This is a genomic window from Acuticoccus yangtzensis (assembly GCF_001927245.1).
Taxonomy (GTDB): Bacteria; Pseudomonadota; Alphaproteobacteria; order Rhizobiales; family Amorphaceae; genus Acuticoccus; species Acuticoccus yangtzensis.
On record NZ_MJUX01000013.1, the window covers coordinates 36735 to 52634 of the forward strand.

Here is a 15900-nt window from a genome sequence, read left to right on the forward strand (position 1 = left end):
GCCAGGTACGCCAGCTCCCGGCTCCCGGACATGCCTTAGCGGACGGTCGCCGGGAAGCCCGCCTTTTCGAGCGAGGCGAGGATGTCGGCCTCGCTGGCGCGCGTCTCGACGATCGCCTCGTGCGTCGCGAGATCGGTCCTGACGGTGGCATCCTTGTCGACCTTTTCAACGGCGTGGGTGACGCCCTTCACGCAGCCGCCGCAGTGCATCGTTGGGATCGAGAGTTTCATGACGACATCTCCAGTTCATCTCTCGCCGGGAAGTGGGGCTTCCCACCGTGGGAAGGTCAAGATGACCGGCGACATACATTCTTTCGAGGACCGCGCTTGACCTTCCCATCATGGGAAGCCCCATCTCGCGTTGACGTGCCAAGGGAGGTTCTCATGGATGCATCGGTCGGCCGGCTTCAGCGAACGGAAATGGCGGCGTCGAGTATCGAATTCGGCGTTGAGGGGATGACCTGCGCGTCCTGCGTCGGCCGCGTGGAAAGAGCTTTGAGGGCGATCCCCGGTGCTACGGATACTAGCGTGAACCTCGCCACCGAGCGAGCCCGAGTGACCTTTACGGGACCTGCCGACGCCGCTGTGGTGCGCGAGGCGATCGAGGGCGCCGGATACGACGTCGCCGAGGCGACGACCGAGATTGCCGTCGACGGTATGACATGCGCGTCCTGCGTCGGCCGGGTGGAGCGCGCGCTCGCCGCCGTCCCGGGAGTTAAGTCTGTCAACGTCAACCTCGCGACTGAGCGGGCGACCGTGCGTCACGCGGACGGGGTGGTGACGACGGCCGCGCTTGTCGAAGCGGTGGAAGACGTCGGGTACCAAGCGAAGCTCGTGAGCGCGGCCGATGCAGGCGACGAGGCGGACGCAAAGAAAGCAGGCGAGCTCAAGGCGCTTCAGCGCGACGTCGCCATCGCCGCGGTGCTGACGCTGCCGGTGTTCGTGCTGGAGATGGGCACGCACCTCGTCCCCGCGTTCCACCACGCCATCGACGTCGCGATCGGGCGCGAGACGAGCTGGCTCATTCAGTTCGCGCTGACGACGCTGGTGCTGTTCGGTCCGGGTCTGCGCTTCTTCCGAAAGGGTATTCCGGCGCTCCTGCATGGCGGGCCGGACATGAACTCGCTGGTAGCTTTGGGCTCGGGCGCGGCCTGGGCCTATTCGGTGGCGGCGACCTTCGCAGCTGGTAGCCTGCCCGCGGAAACGCAGAATGTATATTACGAGGCCGCGGCCGTGATCGTCACTCTGATCCTCCTGGGCCGCTTCATGGAGGCCCGCGCAAAGGGGCAGACCGGCGAGGCGATCAAGCGCCTGATGGGTCTGAGGGCGAAGACCGCGCGCGTCGTGCGCGGCGACGAGACCGTGGACGTGCCAATCGAGGAGGTCACGGCCGGCGACGTGATCGCGGTGCGCCCGGGAGACAAGATCCCCGTCGACGGCGTGGTGCTCGACGGATCGAGCTTCGTGGATCAGTCCATGATCACGGGCGAGCCGGTTCCCGTGTCGCGCGGCGAGGGGGACGAGGTTGTCGGCGGCACCCTCAACAAGACCGGCGCGTTCACCTTCCGCGCCACCAAGGTCGGCGCCGACACCGTGCTGTCGCAGATCATCCGCATGGTGGAGACGGCGCAGGGCGCGAAGCTTCCGATCCAGGCGCTGGTCGACCGCGTGACGTTCGTCTTCGTACCGGTCGTGATGGCGGTCGCGGCCGTCACGTTCCTTGTCTGGCTGACGTTCGGGCCGGATCCTGCGCTCACCTTCGCCCTCGTCAACGGCGTTGCGGTGCTCATCATTGCGTGCCCATGCGCGATGGGGCTCGCCACACCCACCTCTATCATGGTCGGTACCGGGCGTGGGGCGGAGTTGGGCGTCCTTATACGCAAGGGAGAGGCGCTCCAGTCGCTGCGGGACGTCACCATCGTGGCGCTGGACAAGACTGGCACACTCACAAAGGGGCGTCCGGAGCTCACCGACTTCTCCGTGGCGGAAGGCTTCACCGAGGATGAGGTGCTGGCGCTCGTCGCGGCCGTTGAGGCGAAGTCCGAGCACCCGATTGCTGAAGCTATCGTACAGGCGGCACGGGCGCGCGGACTCTCAGCGGGGGAGGTTGCCGGGTTTGACGCCGTCCCGGGCTTCGGCGTCGGCGCGAACGTCGCGGGCCGGCGCATCGACGTCGGTGCGGACCGCTACATGACGCGGTTGGGTCTCGAGCCAGCCACCTTCGCTGATGAGAGCGCGAGGCTGGGCGGGGAGGGTAAGTCGCCGCTCTACGCCGCCGTCGATGGTCGCCTCGCCGCGGTCATCGCTGTGGCCGACCCGGTGAAGCCGTCGACGGCCGCCGCGCTCGCCACGTTGCATGATCTCGGCCTGTCGGTCGCGATGATAACCGGCGACAACCGCCGCACCGCCGAGGCCATCGCCACGCGGCTAGGCATCGACGAGGTCATCGCCGAGGTGCTGCCGGACGGCAAGGTGGAAGCCGTGAAAACGCTTCGGGAGCGCGGCCGCGTGGCGTTTGTCGGCGACGGCATCAACGACGCGCCGGCGCTCGCCGAGGCGGACGTGGGCCTTGCCATCGGCACGGGCACCGACGTCGCGATCGAGGCGGCGGACGTGGTGCTGATGTCCGGCGATCTCGTCGGGGTGCCGAACGCCATCGCGCTGTCGCGGGCGACGATGCGCAACATCCGCCAGAACCTCTTCTGGGCGTTCGCGTACAATACTGCGCTGATTCCGGTGGCGGCGGGGGCTCTCTATCCGGCGTTTGGGTTGCTGCTTTCGCCCATCCTCGCGGCGGGAGCGATGGCGTTGTCGAGCATCTTTGTGCTCACGAATGCCCTGCGACTGAAAGGCTTCCGGCCACCCATGGCCCGTGACGGTCGTGTGGTGGCTGCGGTCGCCGCCTCTCCCGCGGAGTGAACCCGCAGAGTTTCGGCGGCGCTCGTCGCCGCTGGGAAAACCGGGCGGAACTCGCCCGCCTCGATATCTCACGAGCATTGGAGGAAATGGTGATGAAACGAAGAGCAACAGCAATCGCCACGCTTGCCGGAGCGGCGTTCTTCACAGTCGCTCCCGCACTGGCCCAGGATAGCAACCAGGGGCATGCGTCCACGACCGAGACAACGTCGCCAGAGACGCCCGGCAGGAGCCCGCGCGACGGCGCCATGATGCAACGTATGAGCTCCGGTATGATGCCGGGATCGGGAATGAACCAAGGCGGGCTGGGCAAGCACGTGCGTGATGCCCAGCATGGCGGGGACCGGAGAATGGGCCATTCGATGATGATGCGGATGTTGTTCATCGCGGTAGACACAGACGGCAGCGGAACCCTGTCCCTTCCTGAGGTTCAGGAGTTTCATGCACGTATGTTCAAGGCCGCCGATGCGGACGATGACGGCGAACTAACCTCTGCGGAAATGCGCGAAATCATGATGGGCGGAATGGGCGGCTGATCCGCCTTTCCGACGGACCTCACGATCTTGTTCGGAGACGCAAACGCAAGGGAGGACCGCATGTTCGGTCACATGGACGGGTGGGGCATGAATCTTATGGGCGGCGGAATGCTGATCGGCGCGGCCGGCATCCTTCTTGCCGGCATCCTAATCGGGGTTCTGTTCGCCAGACGATAACGGACGGTCCTTCCGCACACGGCCAAGCCGGCGATCGCGCGCCAGACACCGCACGGCGGTCCCGGTGCGAGGACATTGGCCTGTATCATAGCAAGATGAGTGAGCCTTGAGTTCAAGCTACGCAAAGAACAGCCTATCGTTTCTCGATGCGGTCGCGATGGGAACAGGCGTCATGATCGGTGCGGGCATTCTCGCGCTGACAGGGCAGATCGCGGAAGTGGCGGGGTCATTGTTTCCGCTCTCCTTCCTAGTAGGCGCGGTCATAACCGCCTTCAGCGCCTACACATACGTCAAGATGTCGAACGCCTACCCGTCCGCCGGGGGGATCGGGATGATCTTGCAGAAAGCCTATGGGCCGACGACGGTGGCAGCGGGCGCGGCGCTCCTGATGGCTCTCTCGATGGTGATCAATGAGAGCCTCGTGGCGCGGACATTCGCCAACTATCTCTTGCGCGGCCTCGGAATGCCCGCTGAGGGCTGGTTGGTGCCGGCGATCGGCGTTGCGCTCATCGTGTTCGCCTATCTGGTCAACGCGGCGGGCAATCGTTCAGTCGGGCTGCTTTCGCAGATCATGGCGGCGCTCAAGGTTGGCGGGATCGCGCTCTTCGGGATCGCCGCGCTGTGGGCGGGGGGCATCTCCTTCGAAGCTGGCAGCAGCGACGCGGGAGCCGGTGGGTTCGTCGCATCGGTCGCACTGGCGATTCTCGCGTTCAAGGGCTTTACGACAATCACCAACAGCGGGGCCGAAATCACCGACCCGCATCGAAACGTCGGCCGTGCGATCGTGATCTCCATTGGCCTATGTACTGTCATCTACCTCCTTGTCGCGCTCGGCGTTGGGTCGAGCCTGCCGCTCGACCAGATCGTTGCAGCGAAGGACTACGCGCTCGCGGAAGCGGCCAAGCCCGCGCTCGGACAGGCAGGGTTCTATCTTACCGTCGCGCTGGCGCTCGTTGCGACAGCATCCGGGGTCGTCGCCAGTATCTTTGCTGTGTCGCGCATGCTCGCAATGCTGACTGACATGAAGCTCGTTCCGCACAGTCATTTCAGGATGCGCGGCACGATTCGCGACCACACGCTCGTCTACACCGTTATTATTGCGGGTGGCCTTACGGTTTTCTTCGATCTGAGCCGCATCGCGTCATTAGGGGCGTTCTTCTACCTCGTGATGGACATGCTGATCCATTGGGGCGTCTTCAGGAATCAGCGCAAGACGATCGCTGCGCGCGGCTGGGTTATGCTGACAGCCATCGGGCTGGACGCTTTGGTTCTGGGGGCATTTGCCTTGTTGAAGTGGCAGACCGATCGTCCAATCGTCTTCATCGCGCTCGCCGGGATCCTCTCGGTCTTCGCGTTCGAGCGCATCTTCCTGGCCGCGAGACAGTCGCGGTCCGCGCACCACCACGAGAGTAACGAAGGGGGTTGAAATGCGCGTCCGAGTGCGAGGGCTGCGGCCGGCGAGACGCGCCAACGGCCGTTTCTCCCGCGACGCGAGGGCCTTTCGGATAACCAATTCCACCGAAACTTTAACCCCCTTCCGGGGTTGAGGTTTGATCAGCCTACATGTGATCTCAACGGAGAAGCCTGTGTCTTATTTGCGTTTCGCTGCGATGATCCTGACGTCGACAGCCGTCATGTTCGTCCTCATGTATCTGAACACGTATCTCTTCAGTCACGTCTTCTTCTCGGAGACGCGGACGTACATGGCGATCATGATGGGCGCGGTCATGACGCTGATCATGCTGGCCTTCATGCTGGCAATGTACAAGAACACCCGCCTCAATTTTGCGATCTTCGCCGGCGCGGTAGTCGTTTTCGGTGTGTCGCTCTGGCTCGTACGCAGTCAGGTCACGGTCGGCGACACATCCTACATGCGCGCGATGATCCCGCATCACTCGATCGCCATCATGACTTCGAGCCGAGCGGATATCTCCGACCCGCGCGTGCGCAAGCTCGCCGACGAGATCATCTACGCGCAGGACAAGGAGATCGCCGAGATGCGCTTCCTCATCGACGACATCGACCGGAACGGTGACGGCACCGGGACGGCTGCGCCGTCCGCGTCGGTAATGACGCTCGACGAGGCGCTCGCCACGGCGGACCTTCCCTCGCTCGACCCGCAGTTTATGACGGACGATGAGATCGCGCTGGGTCTTTCGGGCGGAACGACATGCCGGTTCACCTATACCGAAGGAAGCCGTCCAGTGCTGGCGCTTGCCAGCGACGGCGCAGCGCTAATGAAGATCAGCGGGGACCTCGTGCAACTGCAGGCCGACCCGGCCTCACTTGCCAGAGGCCCGACGGCTGCCGCAGCGGGTGTGTCGATGGCTGTCAATGGACCGACCGGCGATCTCCTCGCGGGTGATGGCGAGCGTGACGCTGTGCTGACGATGAGCCTCGATCGCGGGATGACCGTTGGCTACAGCGGCTTCTACGACTGCCGCACCTAACGCTCGCTCGGGAGGCGGAGAATGAACATCGGGCAGGCTGCGAAGGAGTCTGGTGTCAACGCCAAGATGATCCGATACTATGAAAGTATTGGCCTCATAGGCGCGGTCGAACGATCTGCTGCGGGATACCGAAGCTACGCACCAGCCGATATCCAGACCCTTCGCTTCGTAAGGCGGGCGCGTGATCTCGGCTTTTCGATCAATCAGATTGCGGAGCTGTTGAAACTCTGGGGGGACGGGTCGAGAGCGAGCGCGGACGTGAAGTCCGTTGCGCTGGCCCACATCGCAGAGCTGGAAGGCAAGATCGCGGACATGCAGGCGATGGTCTCGTCGCTGCGAAACCTCGCCTCCCACTGCTCAGGCGACGAACGCCCGGAGTGTCCGATCATCGACGACCTTGCTGAAGCAGGGGGCGGAGCGGGCCGGCCGAATTCCCAACGCCGCGCATCGGCGTCGAAAGGCGGCCCCGCAACGAGCCCCACTACGAGCGCGTGAGTAAATCGTGGCTATGGCTTTGGCGATACTCTTGTCCGTCGTACTGTTTGCCGTCTCGACGAGCGTCCACTACGCAACCTTGTGTTCGGTTTCGAGTGTACTCTCCAGGATGCCCCCGCGCCCGCACCTCGGACTGACAATCGCCATGATGGCGATCGCGTTGGCGCATGTCGTGGAGGCGACCCTCTACGCTGTCGGGTTCTGGTTAGGTGATACGGCGCTCGGCTTAGGATCCTTCAAGTCGGAAAGCGAGCTGGACTGGATGGACCACTTCTACTTCTCGCTGGTCAACTTCACGACTCTCGGTCGTGGTGACCTGACGCCGACCGGACATCTCCGCTTCATGGCGGGCATCGAAGCCCTGCAGGGCTTCTTGTTGATCACCGCGTCAGGCTCGTTTCTATTCCAGGTAATGCGAGGCTCTGTTCCCCTCTCACGCCGCCGTCCGTGAACGCGGCTCCATGTTTCACGTCCGGTTGGTCGCCTGAGATCCAAGAGTCAGTATTGACCTTACCATGCTGGAAGGTTGTAGCTTATTCTGGAAGTGATCTTCTAAAGGATGAGGCCCATGCGCGGCGCGCCATCGTCTAATGAAATTAATATTGACCCAGAACTTGGATCTCAAAGGACTTCGAAGTCCGCAGGTAATATCGGGATGTGGGCGTGCTGCGTTGCGATGCTCGTGCCCATCGGCATATACTTCGCCTCCGGCGGAAGCCTGACCAGTGTGACCTCTGCAATTGGTCTGCTTGCTCCGCTGGCCCTTTGCGGTGGCATGCACTTCGTCATGCATCGCTGGCTTGGCCGCTCCTGCCACGGCGCCGCGCAGGGCGTTCCGACCGCCGAGCCTTCCCGGCGACGAGCTTAAGCCACGACCCGCATCGTTTGCACCGGCGAGTGACCCACCCGGCGCCGTCTCGCGATCTCGCTCAATGGTTGGATAAGATTTGGAAGCGCTCCTCACCGCCCTCGTTCTGACCGGCATCTTCGTCGCGCTCGTCCTGGCGGCGTACCGGGCGTCCGGCCCGCGATGTTCGCCCTGGCCGCAGCGACTTCCCTTCCTTGGCGGCGGTGAAGCCGACACGCACGCCTGGCAGCGCTACCATGTGCGCTTCTACACGATGACGCTCGTCTTCATCGCCTTCGAGATGGAGATGATGTTCATGTACCCGTGGGCGGTCGTGTTCGTCGAAGAGGGCCTGAAGGCGCTCGCCGAGATGGGGATGTTCCTGGCCATTCTCTCCCTCGGCATCCTCTATGGTTGGCGCGAAGGGATCTTCCGGTGGCAGTAGGAGGCACCCCGGTCTTCGTCGCCGCGGGTGGCGGTGTCCTCGGCGCAGTCGAGGCACTGCGGCTGGAGCCAGCGCTGACGCTGGTCGCGACCCCACGGGCTGCGCAGGTGCTCGTTGTGGCGGGCGAGCAGCGACCAAGCGACCGTATCGCCCTCGCGCGGATCCACGCCCAGCTTTTTGAGCCCCGCGCGACCGTGTGGTGGCGCGCCGACCGGCCGTCAGGATTCGACTTCGGCACCGGCGCGCCGGAGAGTGTGTCCGACGCTGCGGCCTTCATCAGTGCGCAGGCGACGCAGTCCGAGGGTGAGGCGATCCTGCTCGACGATGGGCCACCCAACCCGTGGGAGGGCGTCGGACCTTACGGTCAGGGCGGCAATGGCATGATGGGCGGGACACCCTACGGCCGACCGATGGCGATGACGACCGACGACCTGCGAGATGGTTTGGCGCTCGACGCATACAGCGCGACATTCGGCCCGTATCTGACACAATGGCCGCCCGGTCTCATCATGGAGACGACGCTCCAGGGCGACGTGATCCAGTCCGTCCGCATCGTCGAAGCGCCGCTCGCGCAGGACCTTCTCGCGGCGACGCCTCATTTGGAGCTCGCACGCCTCCTGCGGCTCCTCGAGCTTCCTGCGCTCGCCGATCGGCTCGTGCGGGCGGCGCTAGCCGATCCCGCGCGCGCCGCAGCCGGGCTGGCCCGCGCGGTCCGGTGGACAGGCCTTCTCGCCGCGATCCCGTCCGCGCTCGCCCGCGACGAGAGCGGCGGCGACGTGCGCAGTCGGACGGCGGGCCGGCTCGACGCGCTGAGCGCCGGCCGACCCGCCGACCCGGCCGCACCCGGCGATCTCGCCGCGATGCTCATCGGCCTCGAATGGCACGAGGCGGCGCTGGTCCTGGCGAGCTTTTCCATCGACGAACTGCGCGGAGCGATCGCGTCGCCGGCCGTCCGAATGGCGAAGGGCGCCGCATGAGCCTCGCAGCATTCCCGTTCCTAGCGTTCTTCCTGGCGCTGGGCGCCGCGCTCGTGGTCGTCCTCGACGCCGTCGCGCGGGCGGCGCTCGCAGGCGCGCCGGCGGGGCCATACCTCGCTGGCACCTTCCGCCATGCCGCGATGCGTCTCTCCGGTCAGTTGGTGACAACCGAGGCGCCCGACCGTGCCAACTGGCGCCTCGCCCCGGCGTGGTACGGGGCGCTCGCGGCGGCGGGTCTCGCCGTTGTCCCGTTCGGCGAGGGCATGGCCCTCATCCAGCTACCCACGAGCATCGTTCTCTGGGGCGCGGTCGAGGCGCTGGTGGTGGTCGTCGTCTTCCTCCACGGGTGGTCGCCGAACGCGCCGTTCCCGCTGATCGGTGCCTACCGCTACGTCGCCACCGGCCTGCCGGTCATGCTGCCGTCGATGTTCGTTCTCATCGGCGCCGCCCTTCCGGCCCGCTCGCTCGACGTACTCGCCATCGTCGAAAGTCAGCGTGAGATGTGGAATGTCGTACGCCAGCCGCTGGGGCTGCCGCTCTTCCTCATCGTCGGCCTGTCGCTCACCTTGCGCGGGCCGATGGACTACGCCGATTCCGCCGACCTTGCCGGCGGTAGCAGCGCCGAGGACTCCGGCCCCGCGCGGGCCATGTGGCAGGCGGCGCGGCTCGCGATGCTGGTCGCATTCTCGGCGATGGCGGCGACCGTCTTCCTCGGCGGCTACCTCGGCCCGCTGCTGCCTGGACCGCTTTGGCTCGCGCTCAAGACTGCGCTCGTCCTCGAGCTGATGGTGGCGGCAACGCACCTCCTACCAAGAATGCCGGTATCGCGGATGGTGACATTCTTGTGGGTCGTCCTCCTGCCGGTCTCCTTCCTCCACCTCCTTGCCGCGGGGCTCGTCGCGCTATGACCGACGCGCTGTTCACCGGTCTCTCCGCTCTGGCGCTCTACGCCGGTTGGCGCGTCTTCCGCGTCGATTCCATGGTGCGGGCTAGCTTCTGGCTGATGATCTCGTTCATCGCCGTCGGCGGGATCGGACTCCTCCTGTCGGCGCCATACATCGGCGTCGCGACGGTCTTCATGATGGCCGTGGAGATGACCGTCATGGTGCTCTTCATGGTCATGTTCATGATGAACCCGGCCGGCCTCAACCCGATGATGATGGTCCATCAGCACCGCTTCTCCATCGGCGTCGGGGTCGTCGCTTTCGCCGGAATGACGGCTGCGACGCTCCTCACCGACCTACCATCGAACCCTGTCGCGGCGGGCAAGGCGATTGTCCACGACCTGGGGATCGAGCTTCTGGGGGACTCGATGCTGATCTTCGAGACCGCCGGCGTCACGTTGCTCGCGACGATGGTGGCCGCCGTCATCCTCTCCGCGCGCACGGGTCGCTTCGGCGACGCCGTCGAGGGCTCGGTCCCGCCGGGCCTCGAGCCGGGAGGGACGCCCGCGGGCCGCGTGCCGGAGAAGAGCGGCGGCCACCACCACGGCCACGGCGGACACGACCACGGCTCCCACGGCGACGGTAGGAGCGATCACGCACACCATCACGAAGGGGATGGCCACGACAGCGGCGGGCACGATCATGCCGGCGACAAGGAGAAGCACGCATGACGCTCGCCTCGGTTCTCATCGTTGCCGCGGGGCTCATCGGCATCGGCCTCTACGGCGCACTATCGCAGCAGTCCTTCGTCATGCTGATGATGGGGCTCGAGCTGATCATGAACGGGGCGCTTCTGGCGGTGCTCGGCTTCTGGTCGTTCGCGCTCGGCGGGATGCCGGAGGGGCAGCTCCTCGCGATCGTCATCATGGCCGTCATGGCGGTGGAGATGGCGGCCGGGTTCGCGCTCGTCGTCGCCGTTTACCGCAACCGGCAGGCGGACGTCATCGAAAGCCTCACGACGCTGAAACAATGATCCTCGCCCTCGTCGTCCTCCTGCCGACGCTCGCCGGATTTGCCCTCATTGCCGCCGCGCCGGACCGGCGGGGTGAGCTCGCATTGGCCGCCGGGTTCATCCTCGGCGCCACGCTGGCGCTCGCCGTGGCGGCGATCCTCACCGGCGATACGCTCCTCATCGTCTGGGGCAGCGGCATCGAGCTCGCCGGGCGGCTGACGCCGCTTTCGGCGATCATGCTCATCCTCCCGCCGCTCGTCGCGCTCCCCGTCGTGGTACGCGGCGCGCTGACGGAGGAAGGGCCAGGCTTGCCGCGCATGGTCGGCCTCCTTCTCGTGTTCGTCGGCGGGATGGAGCTCGTCGTCATTGCGGACGATCTCGTCACGCTACTCGTCGGGTGGGAGGTGATCGGCGCGGCCTCGTGGGCGCTGGTCGCCCATCGCTGGCGTGATCCGGACGCCGTGACGTCCGGCATCTGGGCGTTTGTCGTCACGCGCACGGGCGACCTCGGCCTGTTCCTCGCGCTGATGGCGACTGTCGCCGCCACCGGCTCGACCCGGCTCAATGCTCTCGGTGAGCTGACCGGCATGCCTCTCCTGCTGGTGTCAGCGGGCCTTCTGGTTTCGGCGGCGGCTAAGGCGGCGCAAGCGCCGTTCTCGCCGTGGCTGTTCCGGGCGATGGATGGACCGACTCCGGTCTCCGCGCTGCTCCACAGCGCCACGCTGGTCGCCGCCGGCGCCTACCTCGTCCTGCGCGCCGGGCCCATGCTGGGCGACGGGTTCGGGGCAGGCGCGATGGCGGTCGGCGCTACCACCGCGGTTGCCGGCGGAATCGTCGCGCTCCTCAACCTGCACGCCAAGCGGCTCCTCGCCGGATCGACCTCGGCGCATCTCGGGCTCATGTTCGTGGCGGCGGGCGCCGGATATCCGGGTGTCGCGCTCGCCCACCTCGTCACCCACGCAGCAATGAAATCGGCGCTCTTTATCGAGGCCGGCACCGCGCACGAGCTTCGCGGCACCTACGCGCTGGACCGCCTGGCCATCGGTCGTGCCGTACCGGTCCTCACCTGGATGACGCTCTTGCCCACGCTGGCGCTCGCCGGCATCCCGCCACTCGGCGCGGCGTGGAGCAAGGAGAAGATCGCTGGCGCCGCGCACGATGCCTCGACGCTCGCTACCATAGCGGTCGTCGTGGGGGGGGCACTTAGCGCCGCCTACGCGATGCGTTTCTATGTCGCCGTCTTCTCCCCCGGCCCGGACGTCGACCCCGGCCGTATCCCATCTCGTGCGGTATTAATCCTGCCGTCGGCCTTCCTCGCCGTGGTGACGCTGGCCCTATCGGTGCTGTGGATCCCCGCGGTTCCCAACACCATCGCCGATCGTCTCGGGGTTGCCCTGCCGCCCGGCTCGCTCGGCCTGTTCGCCGCCTCCATCGCGGCGATCGCGGCCGGGGCCGTCCTCGGCATCGTCATCGCCCGGCGACGCGCGGATCTAGGCCGCAATGACACTGCAGCGGCGCTCGGCGACTGGCTCGGTCTTCCGTGGCTCTTGGAGAACGCGGTGGCGCGGCCGGCCGTCGCGCTTGCCCGCGTCCTCGCCCGCATCGACGATGTCCTCGTCGACCGCGGTGTGCACCTTGGCGCAGCGCTGTCGCGGACGATTGCCCACGTCCTTGCCCGCATCGACGACACTGTCGTCGACCGCGGCGTGCGCCTCGTCGCTGCGTTGTCACGGTGGCTCGCCAACGCGGGGGACCGCTTTGGCGAGTGGGCTACCGATAGCCTGCCCCGGTTGACCGCCTATCTCGTCGGCGCAGCCGGCGGCGGCGTGCGGCGCACGCAGACCGGGCTTTCCCACCATTATTTCGCGATCCTCGTGGCGGGCCTCGCCGTCGCGGTCGCCGTCCTCTCCTACGGAGCGTGACCCGATGCTGACCCTTGCGATCCTCGTCCCGTTCGTCGGGGCCTTGGTCCTCGTGACCGCCCCCGGTTTGAGGGCAACGACCTCGCGTGCGCTCGCCGTCGCCACCGCCGCGGTGCCGCTGGCGCTCCTGTGCTTTGCATGGTCGCGCTTCAGCCTAGGCGGCACCGACTTCCAGCTCGTCGAGGAGATGGCATGGGTGCCGGCGCTCGGCGTCGCCTGGCGCGTCGGCGTTGACGGCGTGTCGCTGGCGCTGTCCCTGATGACGGGGGTCCTCTTCGTCGCCACGATCGCCTGGCCGATGGAGCAGCGCGAGCGGGAGCGCCAGTACTATGCCTGGTTCCTGTTCCTGGAAGCCGCGTCGCTTGGCCTCTTCCTCACGCTCGACCTTCTCGTCTTCTACGTGTTCTTCGACCTCTCGCTGGTCGGCATGTTCTTCCTGATCGGCCGCTGGGGGCACGGAGAGCGGCAGGCTGCGGCGCTGAAGTTCTTCATCTACACCTTCGTCGGCTCACTCGCGATTCTGCTCGCGATCATCGTGCTCGTCCTTCGCACCGATCCGATGACGTTCGATATGCGCGTGCTGATCGCACAGCAGCCGCTCGCCGGGGCGGGGCCGGTCGCGACGCTCGTCTTTCTCGGCTTCGTCATGGGCTTCGCGATCAAGGCGCCGCTGTTTCCGGTCCACACATGGCTACCACCGGCGCACGTCAACGCGCCTGGGCCGGCGTCCGCCATCCTCGCCGGCGTTCTCCTCAAGATGGGCACCTACGGCATGGTCCGGATGCCGCTCCAGATGATGCGCGAAACGTTCGCGGCCTATGCGCTGCCCCTGGCTGTCGTCGCCCTCGCGTCGATCCTTTGGGGCGCGTTCGTGGCGCTCGGCCAGACCTCGATCAAGCGGCGCATCGCTTACACGTCGGTCAACCACATGGGCTACGCGGTGCTCGGCATCGCGGCGGCGGGCGCGCTCGTCGCCGGTGAGGAGCACGCGCGCCAGCTCGCCCTCACCGGCGCGGTGGTGGAAATGGTGGCGCACGGGCTCATCACCGGCACGCTGTTCCTCCTTGCCGGCAGTATCTGGGCGCGGGCGGATACTTACGAGATGGACCGCTTCGGCGGTCTCGCCGGCGTCGCGCCGAAGCTGACGGCGGCGACGGTGGTGGCGGCCTTCGCGAGCCTCGGCCTGCCGGGCCTCGCCGGCTTTGTCGCCGAGGTGCAGATCTTCATCGGCGCTTTCGCGGTGTTCCCGTGGGTTGCGGCCGTCGGCCTCGTCGGCATCCTCATCACCGCCGCGCTGTTCCTCACGATGCTGCTGCAGGTCTTCTTCGGCGAGCGACCGGTGGAGCGGAACGCCTTTGCGGACGTCGGCCGGGTGGAGGGGGCGGTCCTCCTCGCCATCCTCGCCCTCGTCGTCGTGATCGGCGTCTATCCCGCTTGGCTCCTCGACCTCGTCAATGCCGCCACGGATAGCGCCGTCGTCGGGACCGCCACCGTCGCGCCCGGGGGCTGAGGCGATGCCGATCGGCGACCTTGCACCAGAGATCGCGGTTCTCTTCACCGCGGTTGCAACGCTCCTCTTTGCGATGTTCGCGCCGCGTCGGCTGCATGTCGTCGGCGCGATCATCGCGCTCTCCGGCCTCACTGTGGCGGGTGTTCTCCTCGCAGACCAGCTCGGTCGCACAGGCACCACCTTCTCCGGCACCTTCGCGATCGATGGCGTCGGTGTCTGGGCTCGCTTCCTGATCCTCGTCGCGACAGGCGTGTGCGTGATGATCTCACCGGGCTGGTTTGCAACGGACCGCCGCCACGGCGAGGTCTACGCGGTGTTTCTTCTGTCGGCGGTTGGGGCGATGGCGCTCGCTGGCGCCGCCGACCTGATGCAGCTCGTCGTTGCCGTGCTCCTGTCGTCCGTCACCGGCTACACGCTGGCCGCCTACCATCGCGGCTGGGCAATCTCGGTGGAAGCGGGGATGAAGTATTTCCTCATCGGCGCGCTCGCCAACGCCGTCCTCGTCACCGGCGTCGTATTCGTGACCGGTATGGCCGGGGTTACCGGCTACGAGCCGCTCGCGAACGCCTTTGCCGATGGGCTCATCGCCTCGCCGCTCCTTGTTGCCGGTCTTGCGATGGTCGCCGTCGGGATCGCCTACAAGCTTGGTGCTGCACCGGCGCATACTTGGGTACCAGACGTCGCGGAAGGCGCGCCAGTTCCATCGGCGGCGTTCCTCACGGTGGTCCCGAAGATCGGCGCCGCGGTAGCATTCGCGCGGTTGGTCACCGCTGTTCCTCCAGATGCTCTCGCGTTGCGTCCCCTCGTCGCGACAATAGCGGCTGTGACGATGACGATTGGCAACCTAGCTGCGCTCCGGCAGCAAGATGTGCGGCGGCTACTCGGCTGGTCGTCCGTCAGCCAGGCTGGGTACGTGCTGATGGCGGTTGTCGTTATCGACCTCGATACCGGTGCGCCGACAGCACTTGTCGCGATGCTCGGAGCGTATACCGTCGGCAACATCGCCGCGTTCGCCGTTGTCGCGGACCTTCGCGGTCGAACGGCGCTTTCGGACTATAGCGGCCTCGCGGCGCGCCGGCCGCTTGACGCCGTGGTGTTGGCGCTTGCGTTTCTTTCCCTCGTTGGCATCCCGCCCACAGTCGGCTTCTTCGGAAAGTTCACAGTGTTCGAGGTTACAATCGCCGGCGGTTACGGTTGGCTCGCCCTCGTGGCGGCGACAAATACGGTTGTGTCGCTCATCTACTACGCCCGCGTGCTGTCGCCGATGGTCTTCGATGCATCAACCAATGGCGCCGTAGCCCAACTCGACAAAATGACTTGGGCGGCGGCGGTCGCAACGGGATCGGCCATTATAGCACTTGGGCTCACCGCCGGGCTCCTGCTGGATCAGCTCGCCGACATCAGCCTCCTGTAATGCTACCCGTTCCAAAAGGGTCGGCTCACTGATGGATTCCAGAAGCGCCGGCTCGGGCCGAGGCTATGAGCATGACGGGCGGCACGCGAGTTTGCCGCTCTCGGGGTATCGGCGCGGAGGGCTCCACCGGACTGATTTGTCGAAGCGCGCGGTAAGCCGGGCAGGCGATCCACGAATGCACTTCGCAGCTATAGGGTCGAGCCCGATCCGCCGGAGCTATCCCGAGTTCTCCGCTGATAGCAAAGCCGAGCTTCATCACTTTCCACAATCGATAATTGTGTGACTTTTTAGGCGCACGTGAAGCTGTGGCTTCGTA

Annotated in this window: 16 protein-coding genes; 15 read left to right on the forward strand and 1 reads right to left on the reverse strand. The window is 66.1% G+C overall.

The genetic code is table 11. The features are described 5' to 3' along the window. Positions 1-35: 35 nt before the first annotated feature. Positions 36-230: a heavy-metal-associated domain-containing protein gene (locus BIX52_RS21155; protein ID WP_075223102.1), complete on the reverse strand. Its 195-nt coding sequence runs from the start codon at positions 228-230 to the stop codon at positions 36-38. Positions 231-419: 189 nt separating this feature from the next. Between BIX52_RS21155 and BIX52_RS21160 the strand changes: the two genes are divergently transcribed. The 15 genes from BIX52_RS21160 to BIX52_RS21230 all read left to right on the forward strand — a co-directional run bounded on the left by BIX52_RS21160 (position 420) and on the right by BIX52_RS21230 (position 15584). After that, positions 420-2918, forward strand: coding sequence for a heavy metal translocating P-type ATPase (locus tag BIX52_RS21160; protein WP_075223103.1), 2499 nt, complete (start codon positions 420-422; stop codon positions 2916-2918). 92 nt (positions 2919-3010) lie between these two features. After that, positions 3011-3451: an EF-hand domain-containing protein gene (locus BIX52_RS21165; protein WP_075223153.1), complete on the forward strand. Its 441-nt coding sequence runs from the start codon at positions 3011-3013 to the stop codon at positions 3449-3451. Between the two features lie 283 nt (positions 3452-3734). Then, positions 3735-5054 carry an APC family permease gene (locus tag BIX52_RS21170; RefSeq protein ID WP_075223104.1) on the forward strand — a complete coding sequence of 440 codons (1320 nt, stop codon included), beginning with the start codon at positions 3735-3737 and terminating at the stop codon, positions 5052-5054. A 208-nt stretch (positions 5055-5262) separates the two neighbouring features. Continuing rightward, positions 5263-6078, forward strand: a complete 816-nt coding sequence (locus BIX52_RS21175) for a DUF6692 family protein (protein ID WP_245803258.1) — start codon at positions 5263-5265, stop codon at positions 6076-6078. A 21-nt stretch (positions 6079-6099) separates the two neighbouring features. Continuing rightward, on the forward strand, positions 6100-6573 hold the full coding sequence (gene cueR / locus BIX52_RS21180; RefSeq protein WP_075223106.1) for a Cu(I)-responsive transcriptional regulator: 474 nt from the start codon (positions 6100-6102) through the stop codon (positions 6571-6573). A gap of 145 nt (positions 6574-6718) precedes the next feature. Further along, positions 6719-7024: a potassium channel family protein gene (locus BIX52_RS21185; protein ID WP_211098209.1), complete on the forward strand. Its 306-nt coding sequence runs from the start codon at positions 6719-6721 to the stop codon at positions 7022-7024. Between the two features lie 225 nt (positions 7025-7249). Next, entirely contained in the window at positions 7250-7441 is a 192-nt protein-coding gene (locus tag BIX52_RS24110) for a DUF2933 domain-containing protein (protein ID WP_371747319.1), read from the forward strand. Between the two features lie 79 nt (positions 7442-7520). Continuing rightward, positions 7521-7865, forward strand: a complete 345-nt coding sequence (locus tag BIX52_RS21195; protein WP_083660648.1) for an NADH-quinone oxidoreductase subunit A — start codon at positions 7521-7523, stop codon at positions 7863-7865. Beyond that, a complete protein-coding gene (locus BIX52_RS21200; protein ID WP_139312837.1) occupies positions 7856-8842 on the forward strand; it encodes a hypothetical protein in 987 nt (328 codons plus the stop codon). Before BIX52_RS21195 ends, BIX52_RS21200 begins: the two co-directional genes overlap by 10 nt. Then, positions 8839-9750 (forward strand): complex I subunit 1 family protein, encoded by a 912-nt coding sequence (locus BIX52_RS21205; RefSeq protein ID WP_075223110.1) that lies wholly within the window; start codon positions 8839-8841, stop codon positions 9748-9750. Before BIX52_RS21200 ends, BIX52_RS21205 begins: the two co-directional genes overlap by 4 nt. Continuing rightward, positions 9747-10457, forward strand: coding sequence for an NADH-quinone oxidoreductase subunit J (locus tag BIX52_RS21210; protein WP_075223111.1), 711 nt, complete (start codon positions 9747-9749; stop codon positions 10455-10457). Before BIX52_RS21205 ends, BIX52_RS21210 begins: the two co-directional genes overlap by 4 nt. Then, positions 10454-10759: an NADH-quinone oxidoreductase subunit NuoK gene (gene nuoK, locus BIX52_RS21215; RefSeq protein ID WP_075223112.1), complete on the forward strand. Its 306-nt coding sequence runs from the start codon at positions 10454-10456 to the stop codon at positions 10757-10759. Before BIX52_RS21210 ends, nuoK begins: the two co-directional genes overlap by 4 nt. Then, positions 10756-12660 carry an NADH-quinone oxidoreductase subunit 5 family protein gene (locus BIX52_RS21220; RefSeq protein WP_075223113.1) on the forward strand — a complete coding sequence of 635 codons (1905 nt, stop codon included), beginning with the start codon at positions 10756-10758 and terminating at the stop codon, positions 12658-12660. The genes nuoK and BIX52_RS21220 overlap by 4 nt, the downstream gene beginning before the upstream one ends. A 4-nt stretch (positions 12661-12664) precedes the next feature. After that, positions 12665-14170 carry a complex I subunit 4 family protein gene (locus tag BIX52_RS21225; protein ID WP_075223114.1) on the forward strand — a complete coding sequence of 502 codons (1506 nt, stop codon included), beginning with the start codon at positions 12665-12667 and terminating at the stop codon, positions 14168-14170. A gap of 4 nt (positions 14171-14174) precedes the next feature. Beyond that, the gene (locus tag BIX52_RS21230) at positions 14175-15584 is read left to right on the forward strand and encodes an NADH-quinone oxidoreductase subunit N (RefSeq protein WP_075223115.1); all 1410 of its coding nucleotides are present in this window, start codon (positions 14175-14177) and stop codon (positions 15582-15584) included. Positions 15585-15900 lie beyond the last annotated feature (316 nt).

Excerpts from the sequence above, each read along its gene's own strand:
- BIX52_RS21210 (WP_075223111.1), top strand. The coding sequence starts at position 9,747 with ATGACCGACGCGCTGTTCACCGGTCTCTCCGCTCTGGCGCTCTACGCC.
- cueR (WP_075223106.1), top strand. The coding sequence starts at position 6,100 with ATGAACATCGGGCAGGCTGCGAAGGAGTCTGGTGTCAACGCCAAGATG.
- BIX52_RS21230 (WP_075223115.1), top strand. The coding sequence starts at position 14,175 with ATGCCGATCGGCGACCTTGCACCAGAGATCGCGGTTCTCTTCACCGCG.
- BIX52_RS21175 (WP_245803258.1), top strand. The coding sequence starts at position 5,263 with ATGTTCGTCCTCATGTATCTGAACACGTATCTCTTCAGTCACGTCTTC.
- BIX52_RS21205 (WP_075223110.1), top strand. The coding sequence starts at position 8,839 with ATGAGCCTCGCAGCATTCCCGTTCCTAGCGTTCTTCCTGGCGCTGGGC.
- BIX52_RS24110 (WP_371747319.1), top strand. The coding sequence starts at position 7,250 with ATGCTCGTGCCCATCGGCATATACTTCGCCTCCGGCGGAAGCCTGACC.
- BIX52_RS21225 (WP_075223114.1), top strand. The coding sequence starts at position 12,665 with ATGCTGACCCTTGCGATCCTCGTCCCGTTCGTCGGGGCCTTGGTCCTC.
- BIX52_RS21220 (WP_075223113.1), top strand. The coding sequence starts at position 10,756 with ATGATCCTCGCCCTCGTCGTCCTCCTGCCGACGCTCGCCGGATTTGCC.
- BIX52_RS21155 (WP_075223102.1), bottom strand. The coding sequence starts at position 230 with ATGAAACTCTCGATCCCAACGATGCACTGCGGCGGCTGCGTGAAGGGC.
- BIX52_RS21160 (WP_075223103.1), top strand. The coding sequence starts at position 420 with ATGGCGGCGTCGAGTATCGAATTCGGCGTTGAGGGGATGACCTGCGCG.
- nuoK (WP_075223112.1), top strand. The coding sequence starts at position 10,454 with ATGACGCTCGCCTCGGTTCTCATCGTTGCCGCGGGGCTCATCGGCATC.
- BIX52_RS21165 (WP_075223153.1), top strand. The coding sequence starts at position 3,011 with ATGAAACGAAGAGCAACAGCAATCGCCACGCTTGCCGGAGCGGCGTTC.
- BIX52_RS21185 (WP_211098209.1), top strand. The coding sequence starts at position 6,719 with ATGATGGCGATCGCGTTGGCGCATGTCGTGGAGGCGACCCTCTACGCT.